Origin of the sequence: Providencia sp. PROV048, from assembly GCF_033688165.1 — a bacterium.
GTDB classification, from domain to species: Bacteria; Pseudomonadota; Gammaproteobacteria; order Enterobacterales; family Enterobacteriaceae; genus Providencia; species Providencia hangzhouensis.
The window spans coordinates 258,552-270,801 of the sequence record NZ_CP096360.1; the positions used below are offsets into that span (position 1 = coordinate 258,552).

The following is a 12,250-nucleotide window of genomic DNA, read 5'->3' on the forward strand; positions in this document are numbered from 1 at the left end:
GGTTCTTGGTTATAAAGGATGAGTTTTTAATCACAAGCTGTGAAGGCAATAGGTCGTGAACAATGTTTGAAAAATTTTTAAATGGTGATTTTTGGTCTGCCCATTTCTTGGCACCGCAGTATTTAGAATGGTTTGGCTACGGCTTTTTGATCACTATTTGGATCTCGATTTGTACCATTGTTGCAGCCACTGTATTGGGTTTTATAGTTGCATCAGCAAAGGATAGTCAAATTGCTCCTGTGCGTTGGGCCGTGAGTATCTACATCTCTATTTTCAGAAATACGCCTTTGTTGGTGCAGTTATTCTTTTGGTATTTCGCTTCTGGTGAAATTTTACCCTCTGCTGCAATGGAATGGCTCAATACTCCCCATGAAGTCCATTTACTTGGAATCACAGTGGGTTGGCCGTCATTTGAATTTTTAGCCGGTTTTATCGGTTTGACCCTTTATACCGTGCCGTTTATCGCTGAAGAAATTCGTGCTGGGATCCGTGGCGTTCGTCAGGGACAGAAATATGCTGCGTTTGCTTTAGGGCTAACCTCATGGCAGGCCATGAAACTGGTGGTATTACCGCAAGCCGTTAAAATCGCGATGCCTCCACTACTGGGCCAATATATGAATGTGGTAAAAAATTCATCATTAACGATGGCGATAGGCGTCGCAGAATTGTCTTATGTCTCCCGCCAGGTTGATAGCCAGACACTGCAAACCTTTGCTGCATTTGGTGTGGCAACCGTTTTGTATATTGCCATTATTGCGGTAATGGAAGGTTGGGGCCAGTGGCGTCAACAGCGTAATTTGGCTCAGGGGGTATAAGATGGATTTTTCGATTATTGAGCAGAATTGGCAATATTTATTGTTTGGTACTTTTCCGGATGGGCCACTTGAAGGCGCTGCACTGACGTTAGTCATTAGTTTACTTGCCGGTGCGGCTTCTATTGTATTAGGAACATTGGGTGGAATAGCCTTAGCCATGCTACGAGGCTTCTGGGTTAACCTGTTCGCCGCAGTTTTAGGCTTTTTTCGTGCAATTCCCGTCATTATGTTGATTTTTTGGACCTATTTCCTGTTGCCAATCTTATTGGGTATGGAAATTCCGGGTATTGCAACGGTAGTATGCGCATTGGCATTGATTACCTCCGCATATTTGGCTCATGCTGTGAAAGCGGGCATTTTAGCAATAGGGGCAGGGCAGTGGCAGGCAGGGTTATCCTTGGGATTTAGCCGCTGGCAGGTATTGTGGAATGTCGTATTGCCACAGGCCTTACGTATGATGGTTCCTTCATTTATTAACCAGTGGGTAGCATTAATTAAAGATACCTCGTTGGCTTATGTTGTTGGTGTTGCGGAGCTTTCTTTCTTAGCAACCCAAGTGAATAACCGTGAAATGGTTTATCCTCTCGAAGTTTTCTTATTCGTCGCATTTATTTATTTCGTTATGTGTTTTGCGGTAGAAATTATTGCGAATAGGGTGGCGACAAAGCTGAGTGCGCAACATCAACCCCAGAAACTGGCTGCGAAACATCGTTTATTGTTTTGGCGCCGACAAAAACTGTTAGCACTTTCCTAAATTAAAAGTGGTGGTGAAATATCCACCATTTCCTCACTCCACTATTTTGGTTTATTTTTATTATTTCATCTTGGCGTATCAGTTAGTTAGGACATTTTTGCCTCTTATAGTTTACGCAATCGTTTTCTTTTGTGATTTTTAATTGTAGTATAGGGCGAAAAAAACTTTTTTTGGGCGCAATATCTAATGAGTAATCAATCTTCTAGCTCGGCACAACCGCAGGGCTTGTTTCAGCGTGTTTTTAAATTGCAAGAGCACGGCACGACAGCACGGACAGAAGTTGTTGCAGGCTTCACCACCTTCCTAACGATGGTATATATCGTTTTTGTTAACCCTCAAATTCTCTCAGTTGCAGGCATGGATATCAAAGCTGTGTTTGTCACCACCTGTTTGATTGCGGCTATTGGTAGTATTTTGATGGGGCTGTTGGCAAATTTACCGATTGCAGTAGCACCTGCTATGGGGCTGAATGCTTTTTTTGCTTTCGTTGTAGTTGGCGCGATGGGTTATTCATGGGAAGTTGCTATGGGCGCCGTATTTTGGGGGGCTGTCGGCTTATTTATTCTGACACTATTCCGTATACGTTATTGGATTATCGCCAATATCCCGCTTAGTCTTCGCGTCGGGATCACCAGTGGTATCGGCCTATTTATTGCGATGATGGGGCTGAAAAACTCCGGCATTATTGTGGCTAACCCGGACACGTTAGTTTCTATCGGTAACTTGACTCACCATAATGTTTGGCTGGGAGCCCTCGGGTTCTTTATTATTGCCATCTTAGCAGCTCGTAATATTCATGCCGCGGTATTAGTTTCTATTGCGGTGACCACTTTGATTGGTCTGGCTCTGGGAGATGTAAAATATTCTGGGATATTCTCAATGCCGCCAAGTATCACGAGTGTCGTGGGGCAGGTTGATTTCTCTGGTTCTTTAGATTTAGCGTTATCCGGTGTGATTTTTGCCTTTATGTTAGTCAACTTGTTTGACTCATCAGGCACCATGATAGGTGTGACTGACAAAGCGGGTATTACGAATGAACGCGGGACTTTCCCACGAATGAAACAAGCGTTATATGTGGACAGCTTGAGTTCTGTCGCAGGTTCAGCGATGGGGACCTCTTCTGTCACTGCATATATCGAAAGTTCTTCTGGTGTTTCTGTCGGTGGGCGGACAGGTTTAACCGCGATCGTCGTTGGTGTTTTATTCCTATTGACTATGTTTATCTCACCTCTTGCAGGTATGGTTCCAGCTTATGCAACTGCGGGAGCCTTGATTTACGTGGGCGTGCTGATGACATCAAGCCTAACTCGCGTGAAATGGGATGACTTAACTGAGTCTGTACCCGCATTTATTACCGCAGTGATGATGCCATTTAGCTTCTCAATCACAGAAGGTATCGCACTAGGCTTTATTGCGTACTGTGCAATGAAAATTGGTACAGGCCGCTGGCGTGATTTGGGGCTGTGTGTGATTTTAGTGGCGGCGATGTTCCTACTAAAAATGGTGCTCGTCGACGCCTAATATTCGTCATACTTCAAGCTGTGGCGTTGTTGTCTTCACTCGGCTACTCGGGTCACATACTTATGTATGCTCCCCGAGGTAACCTCGATTGACGCCTAGCCACAACTTGAATTATTTAGAATATTTCTCAAGATGGCTCTCTATTTTTTTAGGTAAAACCACTTGGAAGATTAATCCCCCTTCAGATGGCTTTCCCGTCTTGTTACTTGCATGCAACTCAAATTATTTAAGGTATAATCATTAAAGTACTATTGCGAAGGCAGGGTGGAGTAAAAAATCCGCTGAAATTGCAAACTAGTGCTTTCCCCCTTTATGGGATCCTGCTAGATTTCGCAGCAGAAACTGACTTTATCAAGGTATCAGACCATGAATGCACCAAAAAAACCGGCTGCTAAGCCAAAGAAAAAATACCGTAAAACTAAAGAAGAGATAAATGCGGAAGGCCGTGAGCGTAAGCGCGAGAAAAAACATCGTGGTCATAAATCTGGTAGCCGTAACCAAGAATCTGCTTCTAACAATGCTAAAGGTGGGCAATCTACCATCACAGACCCGCGTATTGGTAGCAAAAAACCGATTCCATTAGTTGTGGATGATAACAAACCTGTAGCGCGTCCAGCGACGAAAGAAAAGCCAGTAGCTAAAGAAAAACTGACGCCAGAAAAAGAGTTGGAAATGCTAGAAAGCGATGACCGTCTAGATAGCATTTTGGCGCGTCTGGAGGATGGCGAAACTATCACGGCGCAAGAACAGCAGTATGTTGATACCTGTTTAGACCGTATTGATGAACTGATGAATATTCTCGGTATTGAATATAGCGAAGAAGAAGAGGAAGAAGACGAAGAAAAACTTGATGACATTATGCGCATCTTAAAAAGTAAATAATTTCGTTTAAAAGATCCCTCGCGCTAGCGGGGGATTTGGCTATTTTTTCTGCTAACTCACTTTTCTTTGATGTTGAATCAAGTCTCTTTTCTCTAACATATTTATACTCGTCATATTCAAAGCTGCAGCGTTGTTGACTATGTTCATTCGCACGAGTCTCATACTTATGTATACTCCTAGGGACTCATTCACTTGTCGCCTAGCTGCAACTCGAAATATTTAGAGTCTATAATGCTTATGCAGGTTATAAAATTTTCACTCTCATCGAATAACAAATTAAATAGAGTGAAGTCATCGTTATAGTTTGAGCTTTTGGTCAATTGAGGAATGTTATGTCAGAGCAAAATATTGTTTGGGATCTTTCTCTCATTCAAAAATACAATTATTCAGGGCCTCGTTATACCTCGTATCCCACAGCCTTGGAATTCAATCAAGATTATGATGAGAATGCGTTTGTTCAAGCAACACAACGTTATCCTGATCGACCTTTATCGCTCTATGTCCATATCCCTTTTTGCCATAAGCTTTGTTATTTCTGTGGCTGTAATAAATTAGTGACACGCCAAAAACATAAAGCCGATGAATATCTTAAAGTAATTGAACAAGAAATTATTCAGCGCGCAGCTTTATTAAAAGGTCGTATTGTGACCCAGATGCATTGGGGCGGTGGTACTCCGACTTACCTCGATAAAGCTCAAGTCAGCCATTTGGTTGGTTTATTGAAAAAGCATTTTCATTTTGCGGATGATGTTGAAATGTCCATCGAAGTCGACCCGCGTGAAATTGAACTGGATATGATAGATCATCTGCGCCATGAAGGGTTTAACCGCTTAAGCATGGGAGTTCAGGATTTTAATAAAGAAGTTCAGGTGCTGGTTAACCGTGAACAGGACGAAGAATTTATTTTTGCCCTAATTAAACGAGCCAAAGAAACGGGTTTTACCTCAACGAGTATTGATTTGATTTATGGTTTACCTAAACAAACTCCTGAAAGCTTTGCATTTACCTTAAAGAAAGTGGCTGAATTATCACCAGATCGCTTAAGTGTGTTTAATTACGCGCATTTGCCTAATTTATTTGCGGCGCAGCGTAAAATTAAAGATGCTGATTTACCAAGTGCAGAGCAAAAACTCGATATTCTGCAAGACACAATCGCAACCCTCACCAGAGATGGCTATCAATTTATTGGTATGGACCACTTTGCTCGCCCTGAAGATGAGCTCGCTGTGGCCCAACGAGAAGGGGTTTTACACCGTAATTTCCAAGGTTATACGACTCAAGGCGACTGTGATTTATTAGGATTAGGCGTTTCTGCGATCAGTATGTTAGGCGATAACTACGCGCAAAATCAGAAAGATTTGAAAACCTATTATGCGCAAGTTGAAGAGCAAGGCCAAGCGCTGTGGCGAGGTCTCGTCTTAACCGATGATGATTGCTTGCGCCGTGATGTTATTAAAACCTTAATCTGTAACTTCCAATTGGATTTTGCACAAATTGAAGCAATCTATCCAATTGACTTTAAATCTTATTTTAAAGAGGATTTAGAGCTATTGAAGCCAATGGCAGAAGATGGATTAGTCGAAATGACAGACAAAGGAATTAAAGTTACGCCGCAAGGGCGTTTACTTATTCGTAATATTTGTATGTGTTTTGATGTTTATTTGAGAAATCAGATGAGGCAGCGGCAGTTTTCCCGTGTCATCTAAATACTCTTCATATTTCGCCCTGTCGCGTTGTTGGCTGCGTTCGCTAACCCTAGTCACATACTTTATGTATGCTCCTAGGGCTTAGCTTCTCTTGCCGCCTAGCGGCAGAACGAACTATTTTGAGTATTAAATATTCGTTATAGCGTTATTCCACATTCTGCATCTTCTGCGGGGGCTAGTATTTCGCTTTTTCGATTAGCTGATAAGCCGCACTGATGCGATCAGGGATGGGATACCATTTGTTGGACAAAATCACAACCGCGACTCGGTCTTCAGGAATAAATGCCGCATAGGTTGCAAAACCATTGGTTGAGCCGGTTTTGTTGTAGAAAGCTTGTGTTTCTGGCGGTAGTGCTGGTGTAATCGCTTCGACCTTTTGTGGCTGTAATGCCATTTCATCTCGGTTACCTTGCTGTAATTGAGAAATGGATACAGGCCATGAATAACTTTCCCACATCATATCTTGCACAAATGAATCGGTCATATAGAACCCAGCATGCGTGTTCTCTATGGCTTCCTGCCACGGTTTAGCGACTTTCTTTGTTTGCATATTAATATCTAAGAAGCGAATTAGGTCTTTAGCGTTAGATTTCAAACCATAAGATTCAGCATCTAAAATTTGTGGTGTTACACGAACGGGTTGATTGTTCTTATTATAACCTTGAGCATAATTTTTCTGTTGATTTTTAGGGACATGAATATAGGTATGTTTTAGTCCAAGTGCAGGCAACATCAATTTTTCCATCGCTTGTTCAAATGGCATTTTGAGTTGTTTAGCGGTAACGATACCGAGTAACCCCACGCCAAGATTTGAATAAGAGCGATATTGCCCAATGGCTTTGGTCGGTTTCCAATGTTGGTAATAACAGATTAATTCCGCTGAATTAGTAATGCTATCAGGCACAAATAACGATAAACCGGAAGTGTGAGTAGCCAAGTTCATTACTGTGACTTGGTCAAAAGCAGACCCTTTTAATTCAGGAAGATAGTGGCTTACCTTTTGCGAAAAATCGAGTTTTCCTTGGTCTTGTGCATAGGCTGCGAGTGTGGCAGTAAACGTTTTAGACAAAGAACCAATCTCAAATAAAGTCTCATCACTGACAGGTACTAAGCTTTGCTTAGACTGCACACCATAGTGATAAATATAGTGTTTCCCTTCAACGGAAATTGCGACAGACATCCCTGGGATCTGTTTTTGTTCCATCAGAGGTTTAATAATGTCATCCACATCTTTTTGAGTGAACGCATTAGCGGATAGCGTGGTTAACGCCAAACTCAGTGCGACAAAAATTCGCCCCTGACGAAAAAGAGCTTTCATAGAGTTATTCCAATAAGTACAAGTTTAAGTTATTGCTAACAGGAACTGAAAGCACTTCATTGTAAATTTAAAGTGCTTTAATATAGGCTATTAGGCGGTTAAACCGCGATTGCCAAGCAGTATGCATGCTTTCGGCCATTATTTAAAACGATATAAAATTCGATGAGGTAAAAGAAAATCTTATGGCAGAAAATTATCGTCATCGGCTTCCACTCAATGCGCTTAGGGCATTCGAAGCTTCAGCGCGGCATTTAAGTTTTACACGAGCAGGAATAGAGTTGAATGTCACTCAGGCCGCTGTTAGTCAACAAGTTAGGTTGTTAGAGGAGCAGCTGGGACTAGAACTCTTTATTCGCTTACCTCGAGGGCTTGCATTAACTGATGAAGGGCTTGCATTGCTACCCGTATTGAGCCGCTCTTTTGACCAGATTGAGTCATTACTATTGCAATTTGAAGATGGCCATTATCGAGAAGCTTTAAGTATTTCAGTGGTCGGTACATTTGCTGTGGGCTGGTTATTGCCAAGATTAACCCAATTCTCGGAACTATACCCTTATATTGATTTACGTATTATGACCCACAATAACGTGGTCAATTTAGCGGCGGAAGGGGTTGATTTCGCCATCCGCTTTGGGGAGGGTTTATGGCCACTGGTTGAAAATATTCCTCTGTTTTCAACAGCTCATACTGTACTTTGTTCAGAGAAAGTCGCGAGCCAGCTCAAACATCCATTAGATTTAAAATCCCACCAGTTAATGCGTTCATATCGTAAAGATGAATGGGAAAAATGGTTTTTAGCTGCGGAGATTGAACCTTGGCGTGTCAAAGGTCCTGTATTTGATTCATCACGTTTAATGGTTGAGGCTGCGTTATTAACCGACAGTATAGCATTGGTGCCAAGTTGCATGTTTAGTCATGAATTAAGTGCTGGGGCGTTAGTTCAACCTTTTGATATATCTGTAACACTGGGTGGATATTGGTTAAGCCGTTTAAAGTCAAGAGTCATGACACCAGCGATGGCGATATTTCGTCATTGGTTGGTGGAGGAGTCTAAAAAAGAATAATAAGTTGGTGCTATACTATAAATAGAAATAGAAATAGCACCGATATTTAATTTATTGGCATATTATAATGCTCATATTTAGAGGTTAGAATACCAAAGCTTCAGCAGAGAAATAATTCTTTTTATTAACAGAGAGCTCTGTACTATTAATATCCGTAATGGTTTCAGTAAAGAAATAGGTCGGCGAAACATTAAATATTTGTGCCAATTGGTAAATGGTATCGACATGAATATTAACCTCACCATTTTCATAGCGTGATTGATGTTGTTGGCTAATACCTAATAACATGCTTAATTCTTTACCACTCATTCCGTGACTTTCTCTTAATGACCTTATTTTTAAACCGACAGATTTAGATATTTTTCGTTTCATAATGTTCTCTCTAACTTATTTAATATTGTAATGTGAATATAATTAAATATTATTAATGTAATTTGTTTTTCTAGTGTTATGTATTATTACTTAATTTATTAAATATCAATAGATTGAAAAAATGATTGAATATCAATCTCAAAATACGTTGCATACTGGAACAATCTATCTAAAGTAATTCTATTTACTCCTCTTTCATATCGTGACTGTTGTTGTGGGCTGATGCCAATAACCTCGGATAGTTCATTAACTGAAAGTCCATTCGTTTTCCGATAAAAAAGTATTTTTTTGCCAATTAGGTGAGATGTTGAATAAGGCATATATACTCCTATAATTATATTTTTTATTTCTAACTAAACACGATGAAAGATTACCTCTCTATCTTAACCATTTTAATAAAATAGTAAATTTGCTATTTATCAATTGTTCGATGATATTTTTCGATGTTAGCAATAAAAATCAAGTTATAAATAAATTAATATCTTTTTATGATTAATGTTGGATGCTATTTATTCATATCTTATGTTAACCGAAGCTGTTGAGTTTGCAGTTCCTGCAGTTATATTATTAGCAGTCTTAATATATCTAGCTTTCCAATTAAAAATATAATCGCCACCTGCAACATTGTTTTGTAAAGTGAACTTTGAGTTGAGCTTTATCGGGTTACTATTTCTATCCAATAATTGAATGGCGACTCCGGTTGCTTGCCCTTGCCCAGACAATTTAATCTTCCCTGTATTGATATCAACATACCCAGCACTACTTGTGACTGTCACTTTTAGATTGGTGCCTGCAGCGCAGCTTAATGTAATGGGTATATTGACACTATTGCTAGTCGTACCAATTGCTTTAAATTGAGTATCGTACCAAGTCCCTAAGTTAACGTTGTAACTTGTCGCTTTTGTTGAACACTTTAATACATTAATTTTGATAGCACCTGCTGGAATATTCAGCGATGTTAAATTCCACGTACTGTTATGTGGTGCAGGGTTACGCTGTGTTAGTCTTCCCACATGCCCTGCCTTTAAATTTCCGCCCTGTGTGACTTGCCCTGTTTTTTTTATGGTAATCGTCCAATATGGGTTAGCAATAGTCCAAGCGGCTGGGTTAGCTGCTGTTGGTGGTCCATAACGTGTATTTAAAAAACCGATATTGGTTGCTTTCACTTGAATGCTGATGCCCGGTATATTACTGGCTGCAATTTTATTGCCGTTTGGTACCCAACCATTGACATAGTCAGCATATAAATAGGCATTACCACATAGGCCATTTCGCATTGCACCTGAATAAGTATTAACTTGTGAGCCTTTGAAATTGACTCGAATAGTATCGAGATTTCGTGCTCCTGTATCATCATATTGCAATGAATATGTTCTTGTTGGTACATTAACCACAACATTTCGTAAGTTCGGGTTTTGAATACAGGCCGCTTGTATATATCCAGGAAACGTAACGATAGCACTAAATATTAAGAGTATGTTTTTCATTTTCATTCTTGATCAAATAGTTAGTGTTTTATTTTTAAATTTAGTTTAATTATCTATTGTTAAATACAAAGAAATCAATAATGTTAATGTCAAATATTTTTGCATATTGATAGAGCCTATCAACATTAATTCGATTAATACCTCGCTCATATCGTGATTGCTGTTGTTCACTTACTCCTACTACTTTAGATAAATTCTCTAATGTCATTCCTTTCATTTTTCGGTAATAAGTAATTTTATTTCCAATTATTTTTGAAATAGGGTAGTGGCTAGGCATATAATTATCTCCTATTAAGATTTGTGTGATTATAATAAGAAATTATATTTAATTATTGATAAGTAAATGTAAATTCTAAATGGCTTTTAAATGAGCCTGCAATCATACCATTTCCATATCCCGAAACTCTTGCAGACAGAGGAATTTCAACATTTCGTGTTTGTGTATTAACATTCGCAGTAATTGTATCACCATTTTTAATGGTTGTTTTATTCACTGTGTTGGCTAAATTCAGCGCCACATTTTTCGCCGTACCATTATTAATAAAATGTTCAGTTATTGTTGAGTCTGGCGTACCTGATATTTTCATTACAGCTTTGGTGGTTCCTATAGGGCAATTTTTTAGCTTCACGGAAAAATCAACCCACGGAGATTTTTGCGTATCTTTGATATTCCAAATATTAATTTTTTTCAAATCGATTAAATAATTATTTTTTTCAACCTCACAAGGAGCAGCAATAACGACGCCATGCACTTTAATATTTGCTGTTAGCCCAAATGCAGTTAAAGAACAGCTCATTAGTGATAGTAATAGGATAAAATGTCTCATATTATTTTCTCTTTTATAAATAGGTAATTGTTGCCGTAATATTGGCGGAAATAGTTCCCGGAGTGGCATTACCTAATGAGCTAAAGGCGCGTGTGCGTAATGGAATATTAATATTCGCTTGCCCATTTGTCGGAACTTGTAATACTTTTTGGTTACCTAAAGCGGTTGTTCCATTACCATTTTGTAGTTGAACGGCTAGGTTTTTAGCCGTACCTTGATTTTTGTATAAGCTGGCTGCATCCGCAGTATCTGCGGTTCCTGTAAACGTCAGTTTTACTTGATTAATAAAAGATGAACAATTATTTAGGCTAATATTAAATGTGTTCCAGTTAGAACCTGAACTCGCATTACGAAATACATCAGCAGAAATATTTTTCAGGTCAATATCAATATTATTCCCACCGGTAATATTGCAAGTTGCGGCTCGAATATTTCCGGTAAAGTTCAATGTCACTGTGCTAGCAGCAAATAAATTCCCACTGAATATTAAGCTACTAAGTAAAAGTAAATTTTTAGATATGTTTTTCATTTTTTATTCCTACTCATAGCGAATATTTACAGTAGCAGAGGCATTCGCTGTACCCGGCGTGATGTTATCTGCCGTTTTGATATAGCGAGCTTTCCAATCAAACATATAATCACCAGCCGGTACATTATTTTGCAGGCTATTTAACGTGTTCAACTTGATTGGGTTATTATTTTTATCCAGCAATTGTATTGCCACGCCAGTGGCAGTATTAGTACCCGTTAGCCCTAATTTTCCTGTAGCGGTATCTTCATATTTAGAACTTGTGACCATCGCTTTGATATTAGTACCCGCCATACAGCTTAATGTTATGGGAATATTGATATTTGTACTGGTACTGCCAACAGAGGGAAATTGGGTATCATACCAATCCCCTAAGTTGATGGTAGGAACTGAATTTTTTAGTGAGCAACTGAGTACATTTATTCGATAGTTAGTGGAAAAAGAAACAGTTGAAATATAAAAGTTGGTACCTGTCTTTCTATTTTGTTGATAAAATCTAGCGAGTTGCCGAATTGAAATAATCCCACCAGAAGTAACGCGCCCCGTTTTTTCTATACGGATATCCCATGCTGGATTCGTGAATGTCCATGTAGTTGCCGTATATGGGCCATTGACAGGAAAGAAGGTATTTGGTCCAAAGCTATTAATTCTCGCTTTGACACCAATACCATTAATTCCACTTACGGCCATACCATTACTGACAGGTGCTAGATAAATACCAACTTGATTTCCGCCACAATCTTGACCAACACCATTAGTCGGGTTATAAGTCCCCGTATAAATCGGTAAAGATATAGATTTTAATTGATAAGACCTAGTGTCATCATATTGTATGTTGATTGTTTCATTAGGTATTGTTTTTTGTATATTTCTCCATGTAGGATTTTGCACACATGCTGCATTAGCATATCCTGAGTATAAATAGATACAACTCACTGCCAATATTGTTCTATAAATAAAATTTTTCATTATTTA

The 12,250-nt window shown here is 39.2% G+C and carries 14 protein-coding genes; 6 read left to right on the top strand and 8 right to left on the bottom strand.

All coding sequences use genetic code 11. The annotated features are described in order from the left end of the window. Positions 1-62: 62 nt before the first annotated feature. The 5 genes from M1F26_RS01150 to hemN all read left to right on the top strand — a co-directional run bounded on the left by M1F26_RS01150 (position 63) and on the right by hemN (position 5,678). Entirely contained in the window at positions 63-815 is a 753-nt protein-coding gene (locus M1F26_RS01150) for an amino acid ABC transporter permease (RefSeq protein WP_140171978.1), read from the top strand. Position 816: 1 nt separating this feature from the next. Beyond that, entirely contained in the window at positions 817-1,569 is a 753-nt protein-coding gene (locus M1F26_RS01155; protein ID WP_140171979.1) for an amino acid ABC transporter permease, read from the top strand. A 186-nt stretch (positions 1,570-1,755) separates the two neighbouring features. Beyond that, positions 1,756-3,090 (top strand): NCS2 family permease, encoded by a 1,335-nt coding sequence (locus tag M1F26_RS01160; protein WP_140171980.1) that lies wholly within the window; start codon positions 1,756-1,758, stop codon positions 3,088-3,090. A gap of 366 nt (positions 3,091-3,456) precedes the next feature. Further along, positions 3,457-3,972 carry a Der GTPase-activating protein YihI gene (gene yihI, locus M1F26_RS01165; RefSeq protein WP_140171981.1) on the top strand — a complete coding sequence of 172 codons (516 nt, stop codon included), beginning with the start codon at positions 3,457-3,459 and terminating at the stop codon, positions 3,970-3,972. 332 nt (positions 3,973-4,304) lie between these two features. After that, positions 4,305-5,678, top strand: a complete 1,374-nt coding sequence (gene hemN / locus M1F26_RS01170; protein WP_140171982.1) for an oxygen-independent coproporphyrinogen III oxidase — start codon at positions 4,305-4,307, stop codon at positions 5,676-5,678. A gap of 175 nt (positions 5,679-5,853) precedes the next feature. Here hemN and ampC read toward each other — a convergent pair whose 3' ends face one another. After that, positions 5,854-6,996: a class C beta-lactamase gene (ampC, locus tag M1F26_RS01175; protein WP_227528876.1), complete on the bottom strand. Its 1,143-nt coding sequence runs from the start codon at positions 6,994-6,996 to the stop codon at positions 5,854-5,856. Positions 6,997-7,178: 182 nt separating this feature from the next. On the opposite strand from ampC, the gene M1F26_RS01180 reads away from it, so the two are divergent. Next, entirely contained in the window at positions 7,179-8,060 is an 882-nt protein-coding gene (locus tag M1F26_RS01180; RefSeq protein ID WP_110592684.1) for a LysR family transcriptional regulator, read from the top strand. A gap of 84 nt (positions 8,061-8,144) precedes the next feature. On the opposite strand, the gene M1F26_RS01185 is transcribed toward M1F26_RS01180, so the two are convergent. From M1F26_RS01185 to M1F26_RS01215, 7 genes are all read right to left on the bottom strand, one after another. Further along, positions 8,145-8,432: a helix-turn-helix domain-containing protein gene (locus tag M1F26_RS01185; protein WP_140171983.1), complete on the bottom strand. Its 288-nt coding sequence runs from the start codon at positions 8,430-8,432 to the stop codon at positions 8,145-8,147. Positions 8,433-8,530: 98 nt separating this feature from the next. After that, complete coding sequence (locus M1F26_RS01190; RefSeq protein ID WP_140171984.1) at positions 8,531-8,752, bottom strand: helix-turn-helix domain-containing protein; 222 nt, start codon at positions 8,750-8,752, stop codon at positions 8,531-8,533. A gap of 189 nt (positions 8,753-8,941) precedes the next feature. Beyond that, on the bottom strand, positions 8,942-9,919 hold the full coding sequence (locus tag M1F26_RS01195) for a fimbrial protein (protein WP_180359508.1): 978 nt from the start codon (positions 9,917-9,919) through the stop codon (positions 8,942-8,944). A 49-nt stretch (positions 9,920-9,968) separates the two neighbouring features. Further along, positions 9,969-10,196: a helix-turn-helix domain-containing protein gene (locus tag M1F26_RS01200; protein WP_140171986.1), complete on the bottom strand. Its 228-nt coding sequence runs from the start codon at positions 10,194-10,196 to the stop codon at positions 9,969-9,971. A gap of 52 nt (positions 10,197-10,248) precedes the next feature. Further along, on the bottom strand, positions 10,249-10,746 hold the full coding sequence (locus tag M1F26_RS01205) for a fimbrial protein (protein WP_227528877.1): 498 nt from the start codon (positions 10,744-10,746) through the stop codon (positions 10,249-10,251). A gap of 13 nt (positions 10,747-10,759) precedes the next feature. Beyond that, positions 10,760-11,275, bottom strand: coding sequence for a fimbrial protein (locus M1F26_RS01210; protein ID WP_140171987.1), 516 nt, complete (start codon positions 11,273-11,275; stop codon positions 10,760-10,762). A gap of 9 nt (positions 11,276-11,284) precedes the next feature. Further along, on the bottom strand, positions 11,285-12,244 hold the full coding sequence (locus M1F26_RS01215) for a fimbrial protein (RefSeq protein ID WP_140171988.1): 960 nt from the start codon (positions 12,242-12,244) through the stop codon (positions 11,285-11,287). Between the last annotated feature and the right edge of the window lie 6 nt (positions 12,245-12,250).

What these genes read in the sequence shown, in the direction of transcription:
- M1F26_RS01180 (WP_110592684.1), top strand. Translation starts at nt 7,179, where the DNA reads ATGGCAGAAAATTATCGTCATCGGCTTCCACTCAATGCGCTTAGGGCA.
- M1F26_RS01155 (WP_140171979.1), top strand. Translation starts at nt 817, where the DNA reads ATGGATTTTTCGATTATTGAGCAGAATTGGCAATATTTATTGTTTGGT.
- M1F26_RS01205 (WP_227528877.1), bottom strand. Translation starts at nt 10,746, where the DNA reads ATGAGACATTTTATCCTATTACTATCACTAATGAGCTGTTCTTTAACT.
- M1F26_RS01195 (WP_180359508.1), bottom strand. Translation starts at nt 9,919, where the DNA reads ATGAAAAACATACTCTTAATATTTAGTGCTATCGTTACGTTTCCTGGA.
- M1F26_RS01185 (WP_140171983.1), bottom strand. Translation starts at nt 8,432, where the DNA reads ATGAAACGAAAAATATCTAAATCTGTCGGTTTAAAAATAAGGTCATTA.
- M1F26_RS01210 (WP_140171987.1), bottom strand. Translation starts at nt 11,275, where the DNA reads ATGAAAAACATATCTAAAAATTTACTTTTACTTAGTAGCTTAATATTC.
- ampC (WP_227528876.1), bottom strand. Translation starts at nt 6,996, where the DNA reads ATGAAAGCTCTTTTTCGTCAGGGGCGAATTTTTGTCGCACTGAGTTTG.
- M1F26_RS01160 (WP_140171980.1), top strand. Translation starts at nt 1,756, where the DNA reads ATGAGTAATCAATCTTCTAGCTCGGCACAACCGCAGGGCTTGTTTCAG.
- M1F26_RS01200 (WP_140171986.1), bottom strand. Translation starts at nt 10,196, where the DNA reads ATGCCTAGCCACTACCCTATTTCAAAAATAATTGGAAATAAAATTACT.
- M1F26_RS01150 (WP_140171978.1), top strand. Translation starts at nt 63, where the DNA reads ATGTTTGAAAAATTTTTAAATGGTGATTTTTGGTCTGCCCATTTCTTG.
- M1F26_RS01215 (WP_140171988.1), bottom strand. Translation starts at nt 12,244, where the DNA reads ATGAAAAATTTTATTTATAGAACAATATTGGCAGTGAGTTGTATCTAT.
- M1F26_RS01190 (WP_140171984.1), bottom strand. Translation starts at nt 8,752, where the DNA reads ATGCCTTATTCAACATCTCACCTAATTGGCAAAAAAATACTTTTTTAT.
- hemN (WP_140171982.1), top strand. Translation starts at nt 4,305, where the DNA reads ATGTCAGAGCAAAATATTGTTTGGGATCTTTCTCTCATTCAAAAATAC.
- yihI (WP_140171981.1), top strand. Translation starts at nt 3,457, where the DNA reads ATGAATGCACCAAAAAAACCGGCTGCTAAGCCAAAGAAAAAATACCGT.